At 51.9% G+C, this 20,738-nt stretch carries 16 protein-coding genes and 2 tRNA genes; all 18 read left to right on the plus strand.

The window, feature by feature from the left end; translation table 11 throughout:
- The first annotated feature begins 179 nt into the window (after positions 1-179).
- The 18 genes from glmU (at position 180) to cysK (ending at position 20,698) form a co-directional block, all read left to right on the plus strand.
- On the plus strand, positions 180-1,535 hold the full coding sequence (glmU, locus tag KNP92_RS15080) for a bifunctional UDP-N-acetylglucosamine diphosphorylase/glucosamine-1-phosphate N-acetyltransferase GlmU (RefSeq protein ID WP_214841932.1): 1,356 nt from the start codon (positions 180-182) through the stop codon (positions 1,533-1,535).
- Between the two features lie 45 nt (positions 1,536-1,580).
- Entirely contained in the window at positions 1,581-2,537 is a 957-nt protein-coding gene (locus KNP92_RS15085) for a ribose-phosphate diphosphokinase (protein ID WP_214841935.1), read from the plus strand.
- 54 nt (positions 2,538-2,591) lie between these two features.
- Positions 2,592-3,149 (plus strand): aminoacyl-tRNA hydrolase, encoded by a 558-nt coding sequence (gene pth, locus KNP92_RS15090; protein WP_214841938.1) that lies wholly within the window; start codon positions 2,592-2,594, stop codon positions 3,147-3,149.
- Between the two features lie 45 nt (positions 3,150-3,194).
- The gene (gene mfd / locus KNP92_RS15095) at positions 3,195-6,719 is read left to right on the plus strand and encodes a transcription-repair coupling factor (RefSeq protein WP_214841942.1); all 3,525 of its coding nucleotides are present in this window, start codon (positions 3,195-3,197) and stop codon (positions 6,717-6,719) included.
- Positions 6,703-8,256 (plus strand): polysaccharide biosynthesis protein, encoded by a 1,554-nt coding sequence (locus KNP92_RS15100; protein ID WP_214841945.1) that lies wholly within the window; start codon positions 6,703-6,705, stop codon positions 8,254-8,256. The genes mfd and KNP92_RS15100 overlap by 17 nt, the downstream gene beginning before the upstream one ends.
- 1 nt (position 8,257) lies before the next feature.
- Entirely contained in the window at positions 8,258-9,673 is a 1,416-nt protein-coding gene (yabN, locus tag KNP92_RS15105) for a bifunctional methyltransferase/pyrophosphohydrolase YabN (protein WP_214841948.1), read from the plus strand.
- The gene (locus KNP92_RS15110) at positions 9,670-9,942 is read left to right on the plus strand and encodes an RNA-binding S4 domain-containing protein (RefSeq protein ID WP_034803723.1); all 273 of its coding nucleotides are present in this window, start codon (positions 9,670-9,672) and stop codon (positions 9,940-9,942) included. The genes yabN and KNP92_RS15110 overlap by 4 nt, the downstream gene beginning before the upstream one ends.
- A gap of 45 nt (positions 9,943-9,987) precedes the next feature.
- Positions 9,988-10,362 (plus strand): FtsB family cell division protein, encoded by a 375-nt coding sequence (locus tag KNP92_RS15115; protein ID WP_214841952.1) that lies wholly within the window; start codon positions 9,988-9,990, stop codon positions 10,360-10,362.
- A gap of 74 nt (positions 10,363-10,436) precedes the next feature.
- Positions 10,437-10,946 (plus strand): S1 domain-containing RNA-binding protein, encoded by a 510-nt coding sequence (locus KNP92_RS15120; RefSeq protein ID WP_034803728.1) that lies wholly within the window; start codon positions 10,437-10,439, stop codon positions 10,944-10,946.
- Positions 10,947-11,151: 205 nt separating this feature from the next.
- Positions 11,152-13,554, plus strand: coding sequence for a YhgE/Pip domain-containing protein (locus tag KNP92_RS15125; RefSeq protein WP_214841955.1), 2,403 nt, complete (start codon positions 11,152-11,154; stop codon positions 13,552-13,554).
- Between the two features lie 142 nt (positions 13,555-13,696).
- Positions 13,697-13,773: transfer RNA gene (locus tag KNP92_RS15130), tRNA-Met, on the plus strand.
- Positions 13,774-13,782: 9 nt separating this feature from the next.
- Positions 13,783-13,854: transfer RNA gene (locus KNP92_RS15135), tRNA-Glu, on the plus strand.
- Positions 13,855-13,920: 66 nt separating this feature from the next.
- Entirely contained in the window at positions 13,921-15,144 is a 1,224-nt protein-coding gene (gene tilS, locus KNP92_RS15140) for a tRNA lysidine(34) synthetase TilS (RefSeq protein ID WP_214841965.1), read from the plus strand.
- Positions 15,145-15,179: 35 nt separating this feature from the next.
- Entirely contained in the window at positions 15,180-15,725 is a 546-nt protein-coding gene (gene hpt, locus KNP92_RS15145) for a hypoxanthine phosphoribosyltransferase (RefSeq protein WP_214841968.1), read from the plus strand.
- Between the two features lie 105 nt (positions 15,726-15,830).
- Positions 15,831-17,852 (plus strand): ATP-dependent zinc metalloprotease FtsH, encoded by a 2,022-nt coding sequence (gene ftsH, locus KNP92_RS15150; protein WP_214841971.1) that lies wholly within the window; start codon positions 15,831-15,833, stop codon positions 17,850-17,852.
- A gap of 94 nt (positions 17,853-17,946) precedes the next feature.
- The gene (locus tag KNP92_RS15155) at positions 17,947-18,711 is read left to right on the plus strand and encodes a type III pantothenate kinase (protein ID WP_214841975.1); all 765 of its coding nucleotides are present in this window, start codon (positions 17,947-17,949) and stop codon (positions 18,709-18,711) included.
- 20 nt (positions 18,712-18,731) lie between these two features.
- Positions 18,732-19,658, plus strand: coding sequence for an Hsp33 family molecular chaperone HslO (gene hslO / locus KNP92_RS15160; RefSeq protein ID WP_285801082.1), 927 nt, complete (start codon positions 18,732-18,734; stop codon positions 19,656-19,658).
- A gap of 86 nt (positions 19,659-19,744) precedes the next feature.
- Positions 19,745-20,698 carry a cysteine synthase A gene (cysK, locus tag KNP92_RS15165; RefSeq protein WP_214841977.1) on the plus strand — a complete coding sequence of 318 codons (954 nt, stop codon included), beginning with the start codon at positions 19,745-19,747 and terminating at the stop codon, positions 20,696-20,698.
- Positions 20,699-20,738 lie beyond the last annotated feature (40 nt).

Raw genomic sequence — 20,738 nt, forward strand, 5'->3', positions numbered from 1 at the left:
CAGCGGAACGAAGTATCGTTCCGCTGCTTTTTTGCGTGCGTTTGGTTACGAATCAGTACAACGGTTGAAACGAAGTCGCCGTTTCGATATAGTAGAAACGGTGTAAATAGGATTTATATGCAGAAAAACCGAACTATAGCTACAAAATTACAGTCGATTGAGATAGGAGCGAATCAAGAATGAATCGTTTTGCAGTCATTTTGGCAGCAGGTAAAGGGACGCGCATGAAGTCGAAGCTTTATAAAGTACTTCATCCGGTCCTTGGCAAACCAATGGTCGAGCATGTCGTCGACCAACTCGACAAAATCGGGGTTAGTCGTCAAATCGTCATCGTCGGCCATGGGGCTGAAGCGGTACAAGACACACTCGGATCTCGTGTCGAATACGCGGTTCAAGAAGAGCAACTCGGAACGGGCCATGCCGTCCAGATGGCAGAGACGGAGCTCGCCGGAAAATCGGGTGCAACACTTGTCGTCTGTGGGGACACGCCGCTTTTGACAGCCGAGACGCTTGAAGCGCTACTCGCTCATCACGAAGCGCAAGAAGCGAAAGTGACGGTCCTTACCGCCATTGCGGACGATGCGACCGGATATGGTCGTGTCATTCGTGGCGAAGACGGAAACGTGACGAAAGTCGTCGAGCATAAAGACGCTTCTGAAGCAGAACTTGAAATCCGTGAAATTAACACGGGTACGTACGTTTTCGACAACGAATTGTTGTTCGAGGCGCTTCGTCAAGTCGGCAACGACAATGCGCAAGGCGAATATTACTTGCCAGACGTCATCTCAATCGCAAAAGAGGCAGGCGAAGTCGTGGCCGCACACACAGCTCCGACATTTGACGAGACGATTGGTGTCAACGACCGAGTCGCGCTCTCACAAGCGGAAACGATTATGCGTAAACGGACGAATGAGCGCTTCATGCGAGAAGGCGTCACGTTCATGGACCCAGCTTCAACTTACATCTCGCCGGATGCGACGATCGGTTCAGATACAATCATTTATCCAGGTACGGTCATTCTCGGAAAAACGGTCATCGGTTCGGAATGTATTATCGGACCGAACTCAGATATCCGCGATAGCGTCATCGAAGACGGCGCGACAGTGCGCCAATCGGTCTTAAGTGACAGCCGTGTCGGTAGCAACGCGCAAGTTGGCCCGTTTGCCCACCTCCGTCAACAAGCTGTACTCGGCGCCAACACGCGCGTCGGCAACTTTGTCGAAATCAAGAAGTCGACGTTCGGGGACGGGGCGAAAGCCTCGCACCTTAGTTACATCGGGGATGCGTCGATTGGGGAACGCGTCAACCTCGGCTGTGGGTCAATCACAGTCAACTACGATGGAACGAACAAGTTCGAGACGGTCGTCGAAGCGGATGCGTTCGTCGGGTGCAACGTCAACTTGATCGCACCCGTCACGGTCGGAAAAGGGGCGATTGTCGCTGCCGGCTCGACGATTACGGACAACGTGCCAGAAGAGGCGCTCGCGATCGCCCGTGAGCGTCAAACAAATAAAGAAGGTTACACAAAACGATAAGTTGCTGCCAATTACTATTGAACACGATGGAGGAGAATCCTAAACATGTCTACTGTATATGAACGTGAAATTCGCCTATTTAGCTTAAATTCCAACCGCCCACTCGCTGAAGAGATTTCAAAAGAAATCGGAATCCCACTCAGCGATTGCCAAGTGAAGCGGTTCAGCGATGGAGAACTTTACATCAACATCGAGGAGAGCGTACGCGGAGACGATGTGTACATCATCCAATCGACGAGCTCGCCGGTCAACGAGACGCTCATGGAGTTGCTCGTCATGATTGACGCATTAAAACGTGCCTCGGTCCGTACGATTAACGTCGTTATGCCATATTACGGCTACGCGCGCCAAGATCGTAAGGCGCGCTCGCGTGAGCCGATTACGGCAAAACTTGTAGCTGACCTTCTCACGGTAGCGGGTGCGACGCGATTGATTACAATGGACTTGCACGCTGCTCAAATTCAAGGTTTCTTCAATATTCCAGTAGACCAATTGTTAGGAGTTCCCCTTATTTCAACGTATTTCGAGACAGAAGAATTCAAATCAAAAGATATCGTCGTCGTGTCACCAGATCACGGTGGTGTCACACGCGCTCGTAAATTGGCCGAGCGTTTGAAGGCACCGATTGCCATCATTGACAAACGCCGCCCGGAAGCGAACGTGGCGGAAGTAATGAACATCGTCGGCAGCGTTGAAGGCAAGACGGCCATCTTAATCGATGACATCATCGACACAGCCGGAACGATCACACTTGCAGCGGATGCGATTGTCCAAGCCGGTGCGAAAGAAGTGTACGCGTCATGTACGCATCCGGTATTGTCTGGCCCAGCGATGGAGCGCATCGACAACTCGTCAATCAAAGAACTTGTTGTCTTGAACACGATCGACTTACAAGGTCGTGAGTGTTCAAGCAAGATCAGGCAAATGTCGGTCGCCCGTTTGCTTGGAGAAGCCATTATGCGTGTCCACGAGCACAAATCGGTGAGCACGTTATTCGATTAAAAAACGAGGCCCGAAGGCGTCCGCCTTTGGGCTTTTTTGTTCAGGAGGAAACGGATGAAATGCATCGTCGGGCTTGGGAATCCAGGCAAAAAATATGAGATGACCCGCCACAACGTCGGCTTTTTGGCGATTGATCGCCTCGCTGAAAAACATGGCATTCAATTGAACGAAGCGAAGTTTAAAGCGTTGATCGGAACGGGAAGAATCAATGGAGAACGTGTCGTGCTCGTCAAGCCGCTCACGTACATGAATTTATCGGGTGAATCGGTTCGTCCGATTTTAGACTATTACAAGATTGACCTCGACGACTTGCTCGTCATCTATGACGACCTCGATATGGTGCCCGGCAAACTTCGGTTTCGTCCAAAAGGGAGCGCGGGTGGCCATAACGGGATCAAGTCATTGATTCAGCACTTCGGTACACAAGACTTTAAACGCTTGAAGCTCGGAATCGGTCGTCCGCCCCATCCGGTGAAAGTCGTCGACTGGGTGCTCATGAATTATCGAAAAGAAGATATGCCAGAATTGAATGATACGCTCGATCAAGCCGTATCCGCGGCAACCGATTTCGTGGATACCGAGTGGATCGCGCTCATGAATCGATATAACTAAAGGGTCGCCGCACCCTTTTTTGTCGTATGAGGTGGAGGAAAACAAATGAACGCTCTAGAGAGATTTATGGTGGCGTTGCCTGAAACGAAAATCATTCGGGACAGGCTGCCGAAAGTGGACCGTCAGCTCGTGACAGGATTGACGACGAGCGCGAAGGCGCTCGTGTTGGCAGGGCTCGCCAAAGAGACGTCACGACGTCTCATCGTCGTCACCCACAATATGTATCAGGCCCAGAAGATGTACGATCAACTCGAGGCGTTGATTGGACCAGACAAAGCGTTGCTCTATCCAATCGACGAGACACTCGCGGGTGAACTATCGTTAACATCGAGCCCAGAGCTCTTAGCGGCCCGAATCGAGGCCCGGACGCGTCTCCTTCATGAACAGGGAGGCGTCGTTGTCGTGCCGCTCGGCGGCTTACGCCGTTTCATACCAAGCCCAGACGATTGGCAGGCGAGTCATCACGTCATTCGACCTGGACAAGAGTTAGAGTTGAAGCCATTCGCGGAACGACTCGTCACCCTCGGCTATGAACGGACCGCGACTGTGACGGCACCCGGCGAATTCTCGGTTCGCGGTAGCATCCTCGATGTCTATCCGCTTACGGAGGCCCGACCGTTTCGCATCGACTTATTCGACACGGAAGTAGACTCGGTCTTTACGTTCGATGCCGAGACCCAGCGCTCCCTTGGTGTGGCAAAAGAAGCCGTCATCCCGCCAGCGACGGAATTTGTGGCATCGACCACCCAACTGAAAAAAGCAGGTGATGCGTTAAAGCGGCAGTATGAGCGGACGTTGTCGCTCATCGAGACGAAGACGATTCGACAAGCGCTCGAAGATGGGATCGCCGGCGACATGGAGACGCTTCAGCGAGGGGACGTCCCGAATCAAATCGGGAAATTCACACCACTCCTCTATAAAGCGACGCTCCTCGATTACGTCGGTGCGGAAGCAGTCCTCATTTTAGACGAGGTAGCGCGAATCGAAGATGCGGCCGATGTGCAAGACCGTGAAGAAGCCGAATGGTTCTCGTCGTTAATCGAACGAGGAGAATCGGTCTCCAACTACACGCTCGCCGTACCGATGCATAAAGTGTTCCGTGACTTGAAACAAGTCGCCTTCTCGCTATTACCGTCACGCCGATCTGGCATTCCAGAGGCGAACACCGTTCACCTCAGTTGTCGCCCCCTTCCGGCGTTCCATGGTCAAATGCATTTATTGAAGCAAGAAGTCGAGCGTTGGCAGCAAAGCGACCACCGCATCGTCTTCCTCGCAGGAGACAAGGATCGGGCCAATAAAGTCGCGGCGCTACTTGAAGACTACGGCATTACGTCCACGTTTACGAATGTGGACGGCGAGCTGTTGCCGCGTCACGCTCACGTCATGATCGGTCAAATTGAAGGTGGGTTCGAACTCTCGACGAGCCGGCTCGTCGTCGTCTCGGAAGAAGAGTTGTTCAAACGGGTCACGAAGCGGAAGCGCCAGACGAAGAATTTGACGAACGCCGAACGCATCAAGAGTTATCAAGAGCTGAAGCCAAACGACCACGTCGTCCATATTCACCACGGGATTGGGAAGTACCTCGGGATTAAGACGATCGAAGTCGGCGGCATTCACCAGGACTACTTGCATCTCGTCTATGCCGGTGACGATGCGTTGTACGTTCCGGTCGACCAAATCGACCTCGTCCAAAAGTACGTCGGCGCCGAAGGTAAAGAGCCAAAAATTTATAAGCTCGGTGGCACGGAGTGGAAGAAAGTAAAATCAAAAGTCGCGAAATCAGTCGAAGATATCGCCGACGAGTTGATTAAACTTTATGCGGCGCGGGAAGCGTCCGTCGGTTATGCGTTCCCGGGCGATGACGAAGAGATGAGCCAGTTCGAGTCGTCGTTCCCATATGCCGAAACTGAAGACCAAGTCCGCTCGATCGCGGAAATCAAAGCGGACATGGAGCGTTCGCGCCCGATGGACCGCCTTCTTTGTGGGGACGTCGGATACGGGAAGACGGAAGTGGCGATTCGAGCTGCGTTCAAAGCGGTCCTCGCTGGGAAGCAAGTCGCCTTCCTCGTACCGACGACCGTCCTCGCCCAGCAACATTACGAGACCATGCTCGAACGGTTCAGCGAGTTTCCGATTAACGTCTCGGTCATGAGCCGTTTCCGTTCGAAGAGCGAGATGGCAGCGACGAAGAAAGGCTTGAAAGAAGGGACGATCGATGTCGTCGTCGGGACGCACCGTGTCTTGTCAAAAGACGTCACGTTCGCTGACCTCGGCCTCGTCATCATCGATGAAGAGCAACGTTTCGGAGTGAAGCATAAAGAGCGGCTCAAGCAGTTGAAGACAAACATCGACGTCCTAACGTTGACGGCGACCCCGATCCCACGGACGCTACACATGTCAATGATCGGCATTCGCGACTTATCCGTGCTCGAGACACCGCCGGAAAACCGCTATCCCGTCCAGACGTACGTCATGGAATACGATGGCATCGTGCTCCGTGAGGCGCTCGAACGCGAACTCGCCCGTGGCGGTCAAGCGTTCTTCCTCTATAACCGTGTCGAAGGTATCGAGCGGAAAGCCGAAGAGATTCGAGCGCTCTTGCCGGAAGCGCGCATTGCGACGGCGCACGGGCGGATGACCGAGACAGAGCTTGAAAGTCAGCTCATCAGTTTTTTAGAAGGCGAGGCCGACATTCTCGTCTCGACGACGATTATCGAGACGGGCATCGACATCCCGAACGTCAACACGCTTATCGTCCACGACGCGGATAAGATGGGGCTGTCGCAGCTTTACCAGCTTCGCGGCCGTGTCGGGCGTTCAAATCGAATCGCCTACGCTTACTTCACGTACCGGAAAGACAAACGGTTGACGGAAGTGGCCGAGAGCCGATTGCAGGCGATTAAAGAATTTACCGAGCTAGGGAGCGGCTTCAAAATCGCGATGCGTGACTTGTCGATTCGCGGTGCCGGTAACTTGCTCGGCGCCCAGCAGTCAGGTTTCATTGACTCGGTCGGTTTCGACTTGTACTCGCAAATGTTGTCTGAAGCGATTGAAGAGCGGAAAGACCGTATGCGCGGACAAGCGAAACAAGTCGTCTTCAAACCGGAAATCTCATTCCAAGCCGATGCGTATATCCCAGACGATTACTTGTCGGATAGCGAACTGAAGATTGAAATGTATAAACGTTTCAAATACGTGGATACACCGGAAGCGTTATTCGCCCTTCAAGACGAGTTAATTGAGCGGTTCGGGGAGTTCCCGGAACCGGTCGCGTTATTGATTCAATTGACACGTCTCCGTATTTACGGGGAGATGGCGCGGGTGGCTCGGATTAAACAAGTACCAGATCGTGTTGAAATCGTCTTGACGATGGAGTCGACGACAGCGCTCGACGTCCCGTCCTTCATGGAGTGGACGATGCCGCTCGGTCGTAAACTCGGTGTCGGTCAAGATAACGGTGCGCTCAAGCTTTCGCTCAGCGGGCGCATGCCGGTCGTCGAACTGTTAAATGACGCCGATACGGTCCTCGAAGAGTTGACGAAGAGGTTGGCGCATGCGGCCGTCCAGTAAGTTCGCGACGGGCGTCGTCTTGTTCGCCCTCGCAGGGTACATCACAAAAGTCATCAGCTTCGCATATCGGGTCCCGTATCAGAACATTGCAGGAGATTTCGGGTTGTATGCCTATCAGACGGTATATCCATTCGCAGCGATCGTCGCTTCGCTCGGCATGTATGCGATGCCCGTTGTCATCGCGAAGATTGGCGTCGGGGCGAACGGACCGAGACGGAAACTCGAAGTGTTATGGGGGAGTTTTTACATTCTACTCGGACTTGCCATCGTGCTCGTTATCGGAATGTGGTCGCTCGCGCCGCTCCTAGCAAATTGGCTCGGGGACCCAAACCTTTCCTCGACGCTGCGCGTCATCAGCCTGAGTTATTTACTCATGCCGGCGCTTGCGGTGCTCAGGGGGTCGTTTCAAGCGGTTGACGACTTGAAACCGAGCGCCTTATCACAAGTACTTGAAAACCTCGTACGTGTCACGGTCCTCCTTGCTGTACTCGTCATCGGTGTTCGTTTCGGACTCGACGCATATGCCTTGAGCCGTTATGCGTACGCGGCGACGCTCGTTGGCGGAATGGTGGCCATTCTTTTCCTCGGTATGTGGGCGAAAGGCTTGACGCTTCGGCTCGTACCGGTCCAACAGGAAACGCTTCAGGCCGCGTTTCGAATCATCATGACGACAGGTTTTGCGGTCGGCTTCGCCTCGCTCGGTATTCTATGGATGCAACTCGTCGACTCGTTCACAATCGTCAATTTGATGGGGGGCGACTTCGAGGCAAAAGTGAGTAAAGGCGTGTTCGACCGTGGTTATCCACTCGTCCAATTTGCAATTTTGTTTACGACTGCACTCGGGATGGCCAACGTGCCGAGCCTTGTCCGACATTACCGGGCTCGACAGATTGAAGCGACGGCGAGCGGTCTTCGCTCGATGATTCGCGTAACGACTGCTGTCGCGGCTGCGGCGACGATTGGGCTGATGGGGGTAATGTTACCGTTGAACGTGGCGCTATTTGAAAATGCGGACGGAACGTTCGCGCTCATCATCCTCTCAACGAGTACGTTCGCTGCGTCGCTCGCTGTCGCCAGCATGACCTGTCTACAGGCAATCGATCGGGAGCGGACGGCTGCGCTCGGAATGCTTGTCGCGATTGGATTGAAGCTTGCACTCAACATCGTCCTCGTTCCGAATTACGGGATTGAAGGGGCGGCTGTCGGGACCTCGCTTGCGTTTTTGGGGATGGCTGCCTTTAACTTCAACCGACTCGACCGGGTCATTCCGCTCGGCATGCTGCGCGTTAAGCATTATGCGTTACTGTTTAGAACGGTCGCGCCGATGGGGATTGTCTTGATTGGTTTGAACGTCATAGCGCTTAATCGGATGCCCCATCGTCTCGATGCCCTCGTCTGGCTTGGGGTGATGGTCGTCGTCGGGGCCGGGCTCTATGCATGGCGATTATGGCGTGAACGTGTGCTCTCGATCGGAGAATGGGAGATGATTCCCTTAGGGAGTCGTTTCGTCAATTTGATGGATAAAAAGGAGAACTAATATGAGCTTTGGAATTACGGTCGTCGGACTTGGCTCCGGCGAACTTGAACAGTTGCCACTCGGCGTGTATCGACATTTGAAACGACAACCGCTCGTCTGGTTGCGAACGAGAAACCACCCGGTCGTCGCCGAGCTTGAGGCGGAAGGAATGCGTTTCGAGTCGTTTGATTCGGTCTATGAAGCGTCAGAAACGTTCGAAGACGTCTATGAGCGAATCGTCGACATCCTCATCGAAAAGAGCGACGAGCTTGCCATCACGTATGCGGTGCCAGGTCATCCGTTCGTGGCCGAGCGGACGGTTGAGTTGCTCGTCGAACGAGGGGCAAATGTCACGTTTCTCGGTGGACAGAGCTTTTTAGACGCGATGTTCCAAGCGCTTCATATCGATCCAATCAACGGATTTCAGTTGCTCGATGCGACCGCGCTCGATATCGAACGGTTGCAAGTGACGCAACACGTCCTCATCGGACAAGTGTACGACGGCTTCGTCGCCGGGGACGTGAAAGTTCAATTGATGGAACGCTATCCCGATGAACACGTCGTGAAGCTCGTCACGGCGGCCGGGACGAAACACGAGCAGATTCGAGAAGTGCCGCTCTATGAGATGGATCGGGTCGCCGAAGTCGACAACTTGACGACGCTCTACGTGCCGCCGTTGACCGATGAAGCGTATTTAGCTCGCGAGTTTGCGACGCTTCACCACATCATCGCAACACTCCGAGGTCCAAACGGATGTCCATGGGACCGGAAGCAGACGCATGAGTCGCTTCGCAAATATTTGCTTGAAGAAGCGTACGAATTGATTGAAGCGATTGACGAACAAGACGACGATGCCATCATCGAAGAGCTCGGGGACGTGTTGCTTCAAGTCATGCTTCACGCACAAATCGGTGCGGACGAGGGCTATTTCGATATCCGGGACGTCATCGGGTCGATCAGTGAGAAAATGGTGCGTCGACACCCGCACGTTTTCGGGAATGTGACGGTCGCGGATGCCGATGATGTGATTTCGAACTGGAATGCGATTAAGAAGGCCGAAAAAGGGGAAAAGAGAAAATCGCAACTAGACGGCGTACTTATGACACAACCGGGTTTGATGCGAGCCGAACAGCTGCAGAAAAAAGCTGCACACGTTGGATTTGAATGGGATGATGTGAGCGGTGCGTTCGCGAAACTTGAAGAAGAAGTAAGCGAGTGGAGAGAACACCCGGAAGATGAGACTGAGCTCGGGGACGTATTATTTTCAATCGTCAACGTCGCTAGATATTATAAATTGAACGCCGAGCAAGCGCTCGAACGAACGAATCAAAAATTCAAGAGACGGTTTGCATACATCGAGGCGAACGGTTCCGTCGAGGACATGACGCTCGAACAGATGGATCGACTCTGGAATGAAGCGAAGGAGCAAGGGCTATGAGGTTGGATAAATTTTTGAAAGTGTCTCGGTTAATCAAACGCCGGACGTTAGCGAAAGAAGTAGCGGATCAAGGTCGAATCGAATTGAACGGACAAGTCGCAAAAGCGAGTACCGACGTTAAAGTCGGGGACGAGCTGAAAATCCGTTTCGGGAACAAAATCGTCACGGTCGTCATCGATTCGATTGCAGAACATGCCCGTAAAGAAGACGCGAAAGAAATGTATCGCCTAATTAAAGAAGAAAAGGTCAACAGTGGTACGGAAGCGTAAAAAAAAGGTATACTGAACGTATCAGAACAGGAGGAAGGTGATTCGATGAATGGACGTACCCCGACAGAGCGAAAGCAGCGAATTCGGGCTCTCGATGAACGGAGAGAACAGCTGGAAAAAGATCAGAGCCGGCGACGTATCCATCTTCGACGCCGCCTGGCTGCGGCTTCCCTTCTCTTTTTGTTGATGATCGTGCTCATCGGTCAAAGTTACTTCTCGAAAGTCGGTTATGTCTCAGAGCAAGAGCGCAAACAAAACGAAGCGCAAATCGAGTTAAATGAAGTAAAAGGTGAGCAAGCAGAGTTGAAGGAGCAGGTCGAACGTTTACAAGATGAAGAATATATCGCCAACCTCGCGCGCAATGAGTTGTTGTTCTCGAAAGATGGCGAGATTATTTTTTACTTCTCCCCAGAGGAATAAGTCGGTTCGTTGACCGTTGACGAAACGACTCGTATAATTGTAGGGAATCAATCAAAAAAGGAGTACATTATTTTATGTCAATTGAAGTAGGAAGCAAAGTACAAGGTAAGGTTACAGGGATTACGCATTTCGGAGCGTTCGTAGAACTTCCAAACGGGAAGACAGGTTTGGTCCACATCAGTGAAGTGGCGGATTCTTACGTCAAAGACATCAACGAAGTCCTCACAGTCGGCCAGGAAGTCACAGTCAAAATCTTGAACGTCGAAAACGATGGCAAAATCGGGTTGTCCATCAAGAAAGCGGTCGATCGCCCTGTGAGCGAACGCCCTGAACGCCCAGCCGGTGAGCGTTTCTCTCGCGGTCCTCGTCCAGGCGGCCCGGGTCAAGGCCAAGGCGGTCCACGCGGCGGCGGTGGCCCACGCGGTGGCGGTCCACGTGGTGGCGGACGTCGTGAAGTGCGACGCGAACCAGAAACGTTTGACACGTTGATGAGCAAATTCTTGAAAGATAGTGATGAGCGTCTCACAACGTTGAAACGTCAAACCGACTCAAAACGCGGTGGACGTGGCGCCAAGCGCGGGTAACCCTTCGTAACACCAATTCGCTTCTACTCATTATATTAAGCTCTTCCTGTAGGAGAGGCACGAACCACAGACGAACATCGTCTGTGGTTTTTTTAGTTTAAAGTTATGAAAGATAACTAAAAAGGGTTGATTTTTTCATGAAGAGCGAGCAAAATAGGAAACATGAAAAAATAGTTATGTTTTATAAGTGAAGGTGGAGAAACAAATGAATGGATGGAAACTTTGGAAAGCGGAGTGGCGGAACATCGCGAAAAACCCTCGCGTCTTGATTCCGATTTTGGCGGTGGCACTCGTACCGCTCATGTACGCGGGCATGTTTTTATGGGCGTTTTGGGATCCGTATGGTCAGATGAAGGATCTCCCTGTCGCAATTGTCAACGAGGACGAAGGGGCGACGTTCGACGGCACATCACTCGCCGTCGGAGATGAACTCGTCGATAAGCTTCTGACCTCGGAGGCGTTTGATTTTATCGAGACGACTCGAGCTGAGGCTGAATCGGGATTAAACGACCATGATTATTACATGGCGATTGAAATCCCGAAAGATTTTTCAAAAAAAGCGACGACAGCACTCGAGGACAATCCTGAACAGCTCGAGCTCAAATATATTGCGAATGAGTCATATAATTTTCTAGCGGCTCAAATCGGCGGCTCGGCGATGGAGCAAGTAAAAGGGGAGTTATCGACCGAGGTCGCCAAACAGTACGTCAGCGCCATGCGAGATGGCATCCAAGATGCAGCAACTGGTCTTGAAGATGCGGCAGATGGGGCAGCTAAACTCGCCGACGGATCCAAGACGGCCGAGAAAGGGGCGACTGAACTTGCCGATGGCACTGCACTTCTCGCTTCGAAACAACAAGAGTTGGCAGACGGAGCAGGGCAGTTAGGTGAGGGTGTGTCCCAACTTGCAACCGGTTCGACCGACTTGGCGGATGGAAGTCAACAAGTGTATGAAGGAAGTGCGGCCCTCTCAGACGGGGCACGACGTGTGGACGAAGGAGCGTCCGCCCTCTCAGACGGGACGAATCGACTCGTCGAAGGGACGACCACGTTCGCGTCAAAATTAGCAGAATTGCATGCGGGTACCACGTCACTTGACGAAGGGATGCAAGATTTAGCCGCAGGACTCAACCAAGCGAAAGCTGGTAGCGCACAGCTCGTCTCTGGATCTAGTGAGTTGGCGAATGGAATATCGAATGCCAAACAAGGCAACGCCGCACTCTTGGCAGGAGAGACCGAACTAATTGACGGCATCGGTCAAATGAAAACAACATTACTCGCTAGCCAAGACGCATTGATGCAACAACTTTCGACGTTGGCAGAATCCGGTCAATCGATTCCGCCAGAAGTGCTTCAACAAGTCGTCAATCGACTTGCGGAAGGGAATCAGGCGACAGCAGCAGGATTTGATGAGCTCGCTTTAGGAGCAAGCCGCATTCGAGATGGGCAAACCGCACTCGATGCCGGTTTGACGAAAGCGGAAGCGGGGGCGAATGAACTTGCTTCTGGTCTAGTTACCCTTGATCAAGGACAAGCCAAATTGAGTGACGGGGCGACGGCGCTCGCCACTGGTTCATCCCAACTCGAGCAAGGAGCGAAAGTAGCCGCCGCAAGTTCGAACGAGCTCGCATCAGCGAGCACGGCGTTGAACGCGGGTGTAGGGCAGTTGAGAGATGGAACGTCTGAATTGGCTTCTGGTAGCACACGTTTGACGGAAGCGACGGGCACGTTGACAGAAGGAAGTAAAAAACTCGCCGCCGGTGCGAAAGACGCAGAGACTGGTACACGCACGCTGACTGATGGGGCAATGCAACTCGCCGATGGCGGGAAGACGGTCGCGTCAGGAAGCAGTGAATTGAGAGACGGCTTGTCTGAACTGGAATCAGGAAACGTCACGCTACGTGACGCATTGGCCGAAGGTGCGGAGCAGGCGTCCATCGAGCTTGGAGACGAGAACGTCGATATGATGGCCGGACCGGTCACGATTGTCAATGAGTCGATTCATAAAGTACCGAACTATGGGACTGGTTTTGCGCCGTACTTCATGTCACTCGGTCTTTTCGTCGGAGCGCTATTGTTGTCGATTGTATATCCGTTATACGATCCAGCCGGGAAACCGAAGCGCAGTCTATCTTGGCTCCTTTCTAAATCCGGAGTGCTCGTTGTCGTTGGATTCGTGCAAGCGCTCGTCTTGAACGTCGCGATGATTCAACTCCTTGGTCTAGAAGTGGAAGCGCCGCTTCGCTTCTTCGGATTCAGTTGGCTCGTTAGCATCACGTTTTTATTAATCGTGCAATTACTCGTGACGACACTTGGCAACCCAGGTCGTTTCGTCGCCATCGTCTTGCTCATTTTGCAATTGACGACGTCGGCCGGAACGTTCCCGCTTGAGTTGATTCCAAGCGCACTTCAACCATTTAACACGCTCTTGCCGATGACATATACGGTCGCGGGATACAAAGAGATTCTCTCGAATGACGGCATTCAATATTTACAGTCGGCAACAACTTATCTAGCCTTCGCCTCACTTGCTTGTTTTGGACTTCTATGGAGTTATTTTAGAATTGCGTGGAAGAAAAAATATCGAGGCGTGACAGCAGAAGCATGATGTAAAATGAACAGGAAATCGTGTATAGTGGGAAAGACGACACTATGCACGATTCTTTTTATAAAAAACTTTTAAAAAAGAATTGACACAAATGTGGTGACTGGTTATTATAGAAAATGTGCTTAGGACACAACAATAACATGGCGGTGTAGCTCAGCTGGCTAGAGCGTACGGTTCATACCCGTGAGGTCGTGGGTTCGACTCCCTCCGCCGCTACCATTTTATTTAGGCCCGTTGGTCAAGCGGTTAAGACACCGCCCTTTCACGGCGGTAACACGGGTTCGAATCCCGTACGGGTCACTTACCTAAGCGAACAAGTCATCTCATCTGAGGTGGCTTTTTTTGTTATCTCGAGGAGGAAGAACGATGCCGAACGTATTGGTTGCCGTATCGGGTGGATTGGATTCAGTGGTGTTGCTTCATCGGATGGTGCAGCAGGGTCATGACGTCGCGATTGCGCACGTTCATCACGGGCAACGTCTCGCTTCAAACGAAGAGTATCTTTTCGTCGAACGACTCGCTCATCAATATAACGTGCCGTTCCATGGAAAACGGCTAACCGTCGAAAAAGCGTCACAAGCAGCGTATCGGAAGGCACGATATGCATTTTTTGAGACGGTGATGCGGGAGCATGGCTATCCGGAATTAATGACGGCGCACCATGCCGACGATGTCGTCGAGACCGTATTGATTCAGCTACATCGAAACGTCGTTGAAGTGACGGGCATCCCAGAACGTCGTCCGTTCGGTGGGGGTGAACTCGTTCGACCGCTATTAAATGAAACAAAGAAACAAATAAAAACGTACGCGCAGCACTATCATCTCGAATGGCGGGAAGATGCGACAAATGCGACCACGGATTATTTACGGAATCAAATGCGTCATCTGATCATTCCGAAACTACGCACGTGTTGGCCAAACCTCGTCAAAGATGTATGTACAGCAGCGCACGCACAGCAGCAGATGTGGCAACAGCGTTACGTCGCGATGACAGCTTGGGTGGACCAACACGTGTCTGTCGGAATGAAAGCGTTTCATGTGAAACTTGAAGCGATCGCACGGTTAACGGCAGAAGAGCGATATGTCGTTGGCCGGCTTCTATCCCACCGATTTGGGGTACAAGTAGCGGAAGGCATCGAACGACTTTACGAAAGTCGAAGCGGGACTGGGTATTATGATGTCGAAAACGGTTGGCGTTTAGAAAAACAAGATGGAAGGATTTACTTCAGGCCACAGACAGCCCCAGTGTCCTTGCCATCTGTGCGCGTCGATACCCTTCCGGCACGCATCCCATTTGGCGACCGTATCGTCTCCATTGAGGGCGTTGAGGGGACAGACGGAATTCCCCTCGACTCAATTCAGCTACCGTTATATGTCCGTTCGACACGTCCGGGAGATCGAATCACTCTGTCAGTCGGAACGAAGAAAGTCGCTCGCGTATTCATCGATGCAAAAGTCCCGAAGGAAAAACGACCGCTCATCCCGTTATTAGTTGACGCAACTGGCCGAATTATCGCTATAGTAGGAATAAGAGTTTCCGATTTTCCGGAGAAGTCGGATGCGAGATGCCCACGATTAATGGTAAAATGATGATTGTGTCGGATTAGAAAGAGGAGGATTTCAAGATGTCATTAAAGAACGATATGGAAAAGGTGCTCATTTCGAGCGAACAGATTCAAGAAAAAGTGAAAGAACTCGCGGCAACACTCAGCGAAGAATATAAAGAAGAGTTTCCGCTTCTCGTCTGTGTATTGAAAGGCGCGATGCCGTTCATGTCAGACCTCGTAAAAGAGATGGACATTCATCTTGAGATGGACTTCATGGACGTATCTACTTACCACGGTGGGACGTCATCGACAGGTGAAGTAAAAATTGAGAAAGATTTAAACACGTCTGTAGAAGGTCGCGACATCTTGATTGTAGAAGATATCATAGACAGTGGGCTCACGCTCGCGTATCTCGTCGACCTCCTCAAGTACCGTAAAGCCAAGTCAGTGAAGATTGTCACGTTACTTGACAAGCCATCGGGCCGTAAGAACGGACTGTCAGCAGATTATAGCGGTTTTATTATTCCGCACGAATTCGTTGTCGGTTACGGGCTCGACTATGAAGAAAAATATCGCAACCTTCCTTTCGTCGGTGTGCTCAAGCCGAGTGTTTACGGGGGCTAACGTTTTTCTTTTGAAAATGTGACGTGGTAAGATAAAAGAAATACCCAAAGTATACACATATACTGAATGGGCGAGAACATCGTTTCTCGGAATAGGAGGCAGAGAATGAATCGTGCAGTGAAAAACACCTTAGTTTTCGGTGTGATTTTCCTAGCCTTGATCTTGTTCCTTCAATATTTACAAAACCCGAGTAGCCAGAGCGAGACGCTCACGTACTCGGAGTTCTTGGAATATGTGGAAGAAGGTCGGATTGAAACGGCGACCGTGCAAGAAATTCCGGGTGCCATCTCGATTACAGGTGATTTAACAGGAGATGACGACCAGCGTTTTGAAACGAACATCCCGGCCAACGAGGCCGAATATGCCGAAGTGCTCTCGTCACTTCGTGCGAATACGAACATTAGTGTCGAAGAAGCGGAGTCGAGCGGGAACTGGTTCAGTATCGTATTTGCGATCTTACCGTTCATCATCATCTTCATCTTGTTCTTCTTCTTGCTCAACCAAGCCCAAGGTGGCGGCGGTGGCGGTCGTGTAATGAACTTCGGGAAATCGAAGGCGAAACTATACGACCAAGAGAAGCGCCGCGTGACGTTCAAGGACGTTGCCGGAGCGGACGAAGAGAAGCAAGAACTGATTGAGGTTGTTGAGTTCTTGAAAGACCCGCGCAAGTTCTCGAAACTTGGTGCGCGGATTCCAAAAGGTGTTCTTCTTGTCGGTCCTCCAGGGACAGGTAAGACACTCCTCGCTCGTGCAGCGGCGGGTGAAGCCGGCGTACCATTCTTCTCGATTTCAGGTTCTGATTTCGTTGAGATGTTTGTCGGGGTCGGGGCATCACGTGTCCGTGACTTGTTCGAGAATGCGAAGAAAAACGCACCGTGTATCATCTTCATCGATGAGATTGACGCGGTCGGACGTCAACGTGGTGCCGGTTTAGGTGGCGGCCACGATGAGCGTGAACAGACGCTTAACCAACTTCTTGTTGAGATGGATGGATTCAGTGATAACGAAGGCATCATCATGATTGCCGCGACGAACCGTCCGGACATTCTTGACCCGGCCCTTCTCCGTCCGGGACGTTTTGACCGTCAAATCACGGTCGATCGCCCTGACGTCAAAGGCCGTGAAGAAGTGTTGAAAGTCCACGCACGCAACAAGCCGCTCGACTCGACGGTCGACTTGAAGTCGATCGCCCAGCGGACACCTGGTTTCTCAGGTGCGGACTTGGAGAACTTACTCAACGAGGCAGCACTCGTTGCAGCCCGTTCAAACCGGACAGCGGTCTCGATCGTTGATGTAGAAGAGGCGATTGACCGTGTCATCGCCGGTCCTTCGAAGAAGAGTCGCGTCATTTCGGAGAAAGAACGAAACATCGTCGCTTACCACGAGGCAGGTCATACGATTATCGGAATTGAGCTTGAGAATGCCGATGAAGTGCATAAAGTAACGATCGTCCCACGTGGGAACGCAGGCGGTTACGTCGTCATGCTTCCGAAAGAAGACCGTTACTTCATGACAAAACCTGAGCTTGAAGACAAGATCGTCGGACTCCTCGGCGGTCGTGTCGCCGAAGATATTATTTTCGGTGAAGTATCGACGGGTGCGAGCAATGACTTCCAACGCGCGACTGGAATCGCACGGAAGATGGTCATGGATTACGGAATGAGCGACAAGCTCGGACCGCTCCAGCTCGGTTCGAACCATGGCGGTCAAGTGTTCTTAGGCCGTGATTTCCAAACGGAACAAAACTACTCGGATGCCATCGCGCAAGAAATCGATCTCGAGATTCGTGAAATCATCAACCGTTGCTACGCGAAAGCGAAGCAAGTGTTGACGGATCGTCGCGCTGATCTCGAACTCGTTGCGAAGACGCTTCTTGAAGTCGAAACACTCGACTCGAAGCAAATTCGTCACTTGATTGAGACGCGCGAGTACCTCCCGCACGAGCCGGCAGAACCGACCGATGAAACGAACGATTCAGACGAGGCAAAGAAAGATGAGGCGGCCGTCAAGCACGGACAAGTCATCGATCAACCCGAGTCTGTTCAAGAAGTGAAGCCGGATGTCGTCCCAGAAGGCGATAAGCCTGAAGCGACACCGACAGAACGGCCGAACAACGATTCACGGTAAGTGGAAGAGACGAATGCCCTTCATGAGGCATTCGTCTTTTTTCGTGTTATAATTCGAGCGAACTGTAATTGACAACAAAGTGAGGAAACATATCATGATTTTAGTGATCGATGTTGGGAATACAAATATTGTTCTTGGGATGTACGATGGAGAGACGCTCGTTCACCATTGGCGCATCTCGACGGACCGCACGAAAACGACCGATGAGTACGGGATGCTCGTTAAGTCATTGTTTGACCATACGAACGTCTCTTTTGACCAAATCGATGGCGTCATTCTCTCGTCTGTCGTCCCGCCGGTCATCTTTCCGCTCGAACAGATGTCGCAACGTTACTTCAACGTCCGTCCAATCGTCGTGGGTCCTGGCGTAAAGACAGGTCTCGATATTCACGTCGACAATCCGCGTGAAGTCGGTGCAGACCGCATCGTCAATGCGGTCGCCGGAATTGCCAAATATGACGGGCCGCTCATCATCGTCGACTTCGGGACGGCGACGACGTATTGTTATATCGATGCGAACCGGCGTTATCACGGCGGTATTATCTCGCCGGGTATTATGATCTCGGTCGAGGCGCTCTATCAACGTGCCGCAAAGTTACCGCGCATCGAACTTGCCACTCCGCCGACCGTCATCGGAAAGAACACGATTCAAGCGATGCAGTCGGGGACGTACTATGGGTATGTCGCCCAAGTCGATGGCATCGTCAGTCGCATGAAACGAGAAGTCGGGGAAGCAACCGTCATCGCGACGGGGGGACTCGCCCGATTGATTAGCGAACATGCGGAAACCATCGATGTCGTCGATTCGTTCTTGACGCTTGATGGGCTTCGCCTCATTTATGAACGCAACCAGAAATGAATACAAAGGAGTTACACGATATGATTCAACCAGAACAACAAGCATTACTTGACCAAATGAAAGCCGATTACCTCGTCCGTGCCCTCGGGTTCAATGGTGAGGTCCGTGCCTTTGCCGTCCGCACGACAAAGACGATTTTTGAAACACAACTCCGTCATCAGACGACACCGGTCGCTTCAGCAGCCCTCGGTCGAACGATGACGATTGGGACAATGATCGGGGCGATGCAAAAAGGGGCGGCGCGTGTCACCCTTAAAGTCGAAGGGGATGGCCCGATTGGAAAGATTATCGTTGACGCGGATACGGCAGGCGACGTGCGTGGATACGTCTCGCATCCGCGAGTCGAAGGTGGCACGTTCGTCAACGACCATGGCCTTACAAAGCTCAAAGTCGGCGAAGCGGTCGGGCGTGGGACGATTTCAGTCATTAAAGACCTCGGTTTAAAAGATTACGTCGGTGGGTCATCTGAAATTCAAACGGGCGAAATCAGTGAAGACTTCACGTACTACTTCGCCACTTCGGAACAAGTGCCGTCAGTCGTCGGTGCCGGCGTTCTCGTTCTTCCTGAAGACGAGTCGATTCTCGCAGCAGGTGGTATCATCGTTCAATTGATGCCAAACGCGTCAGAAGAGACGATTCAAAAACTCGAAACCGCATTGAAGACGTTCCCGCCGGTATCCGTGTTAATTGGCGAAGAGAAAACACCGGAAGAAATGCTTGAAATGCTTCTTGGTGATAGCCTTGAATTGCTCGACCAAAAACCGGTCCAGTTCAACTGCACATGTAGCCGTGAGCGGATGGAACGGGCGATTATCGGTCTCGGCGCGGAAGAGATTCGTCAAATGATTGAAGAAGATGGCGGCGCGGAAGCGGTTTGTCACTTCTGTGGTGAAAAGTATCACTTCTCGGCAGAACAGTTAGAAGCGATGAAACAACAAGCACGTTAAGCGGCTTCATTCCAAATTGCATATTTTCAATTCGATAGGGTATGATTACATTATCGGAATAGTCGGAATTATGAGGAGGAAGTAACATGCGTATCGTAGATTCAGTGACAGACTTGATTGGGAAGACACCGATTGTGAAATTGAACGGACTGACCGGTCCAGAAGACGCAACGGTTTATATGAAGTTAGAGTATATGAACCCAGGTTCAAGCGTAAAAGATCGAATCGCGCTCGCGATGATCGAGGCAGCTGAAAAAGAAGGCATCTTGAAGCCGGGCGACACCATTATCGAACCGACAAGTGGAAACACGGGGATCGGGCTTGCGATGGTTAGCGCGGCGAAAGGGTATAAAGCGATTCTCGTTATGCCGGAGACGATGAGCATGGAGCGTCGCAACTTGCTCCGCGGCTACGGTGCGGAACTCATCTTGACACCAGGCCCTGAAGGAATGGGTGGCGCGATTCGTCGCGCGACGGAAGAAGCGGAAGCAAACGGCTACTTTCTCCCTCAACAATTCAATAATGTCGCTAACCCGAACGTTCACGAGATGACGACGGGACCGGAGATTGTCGAGGCGTTCGAGGCTTCCGGATTAGACGTCGATGCCTTCATCGCCGGTGTTGGCACGGGCGGCACGATTACAGGTGCCGGGAAAGTAGTGAAGGCGAGATACCCGGACGTTCAAATCTTGGCAGTCGAACCTGTTGATTCACCGGTCCTTTCAGGCGGAAAGCCGGGGCCACATAAAATCCAAGGCATCGGCGCCGGATTCGTCCCTTCCATTCTCGATACAGAGATTTACGAAGGCGTCCTGCAAATCACGACAGACAAAGCGTTTGAATACGCTCGACTTGCAGCACGAACGAACGGTGTCCTCGGTGGGATCTCGTCAGGGGCAGCCATCGCGGCAGCGGTCGATACGGCGAAACGTCTCGGCAAAGGCAAGAACGTGCTCGCGATTATCCCGTCAAACGGCGAACGCTATTTGAGCACACCGCTCTACCAATTCGACGAAGAATCGGACAGTGTCCGTTCATAAACTATGAGGCAGTTCCTAGGAGACAACTTCTTTCGGGAAC

Origin of the sequence: Exiguobacterium sp. s122, from assembly GCF_018618475.1 — a bacterium.
In the GTDB taxonomy this organism is placed as follows: Bacteria; Bacillota; Bacilli; order Exiguobacteriales; family Exiguobacteriaceae; genus Exiguobacterium; species Exiguobacterium himgiriensis.

Excerpts from the sequence above, each read along its gene's own strand:
- glmU (WP_214841932.1), top strand. The coding sequence starts at position 180 with ATGAATCGTTTTGCAGTCATTTTGGCAGCAGGTAAAGGGACGCGCATG.
- KNP92_RS15085 (WP_214841935.1), top strand. The coding sequence starts at position 1,581 with ATGTCTACTGTATATGAACGTGAAATTCGCCTATTTAGCTTAAATTCC.
- pth (WP_214841938.1), top strand. The coding sequence starts at position 2,592 with ATGAAATGCATCGTCGGGCTTGGGAATCCAGGCAAAAAATATGAGATG.
- mfd (WP_214841942.1), top strand. The coding sequence starts at position 3,195 with ATGAACGCTCTAGAGAGATTTATGGTGGCGTTGCCTGAAACGAAAATC.
- KNP92_RS15100 (WP_214841945.1), top strand. The coding sequence starts at position 6,703 with ATGCGGCCGTCCAGTAAGTTCGCGACGGGCGTCGTCTTGTTCGCCCTC.
- yabN (WP_214841948.1), top strand. The coding sequence starts at position 8,258 with ATGAGCTTTGGAATTACGGTCGTCGGACTTGGCTCCGGCGAACTTGAA.
- KNP92_RS15110 (WP_034803723.1), top strand. The coding sequence starts at position 9,670 with ATGAGGTTGGATAAATTTTTGAAAGTGTCTCGGTTAATCAAACGCCGG.
- KNP92_RS15115 (WP_214841952.1), top strand. The coding sequence starts at position 9,988 with ATGAATGGACGTACCCCGACAGAGCGAAAGCAGCGAATTCGGGCTCTC.
- KNP92_RS15120 (WP_034803728.1), top strand. The coding sequence starts at position 10,437 with ATGTCAATTGAAGTAGGAAGCAAAGTACAAGGTAAGGTTACAGGGATT.
- KNP92_RS15125 (WP_214841955.1), top strand. The coding sequence starts at position 11,152 with ATGAATGGATGGAAACTTTGGAAAGCGGAGTGGCGGAACATCGCGAAA.
- tilS (WP_214841965.1), top strand. The coding sequence starts at position 13,921 with ATGCCGAACGTATTGGTTGCCGTATCGGGTGGATTGGATTCAGTGGTG.
- hpt (WP_214841968.1), top strand. The coding sequence starts at position 15,180 with ATGTCATTAAAGAACGATATGGAAAAGGTGCTCATTTCGAGCGAACAG.
- ftsH (WP_214841971.1), top strand. The coding sequence starts at position 15,831 with ATGAATCGTGCAGTGAAAAACACCTTAGTTTTCGGTGTGATTTTCCTA.
- KNP92_RS15155 (WP_214841975.1), top strand. The coding sequence starts at position 17,947 with ATGATTTTAGTGATCGATGTTGGGAATACAAATATTGTTCTTGGGATG.
- hslO (WP_285801082.1), top strand. The coding sequence starts at position 18,732 with ATGATTCAACCAGAACAACAAGCATTACTTGACCAAATGAAAGCCGAT.
- cysK (WP_214841977.1), top strand. The coding sequence starts at position 19,745 with ATGCGTATCGTAGATTCAGTGACAGACTTGATTGGGAAGACACCGATT.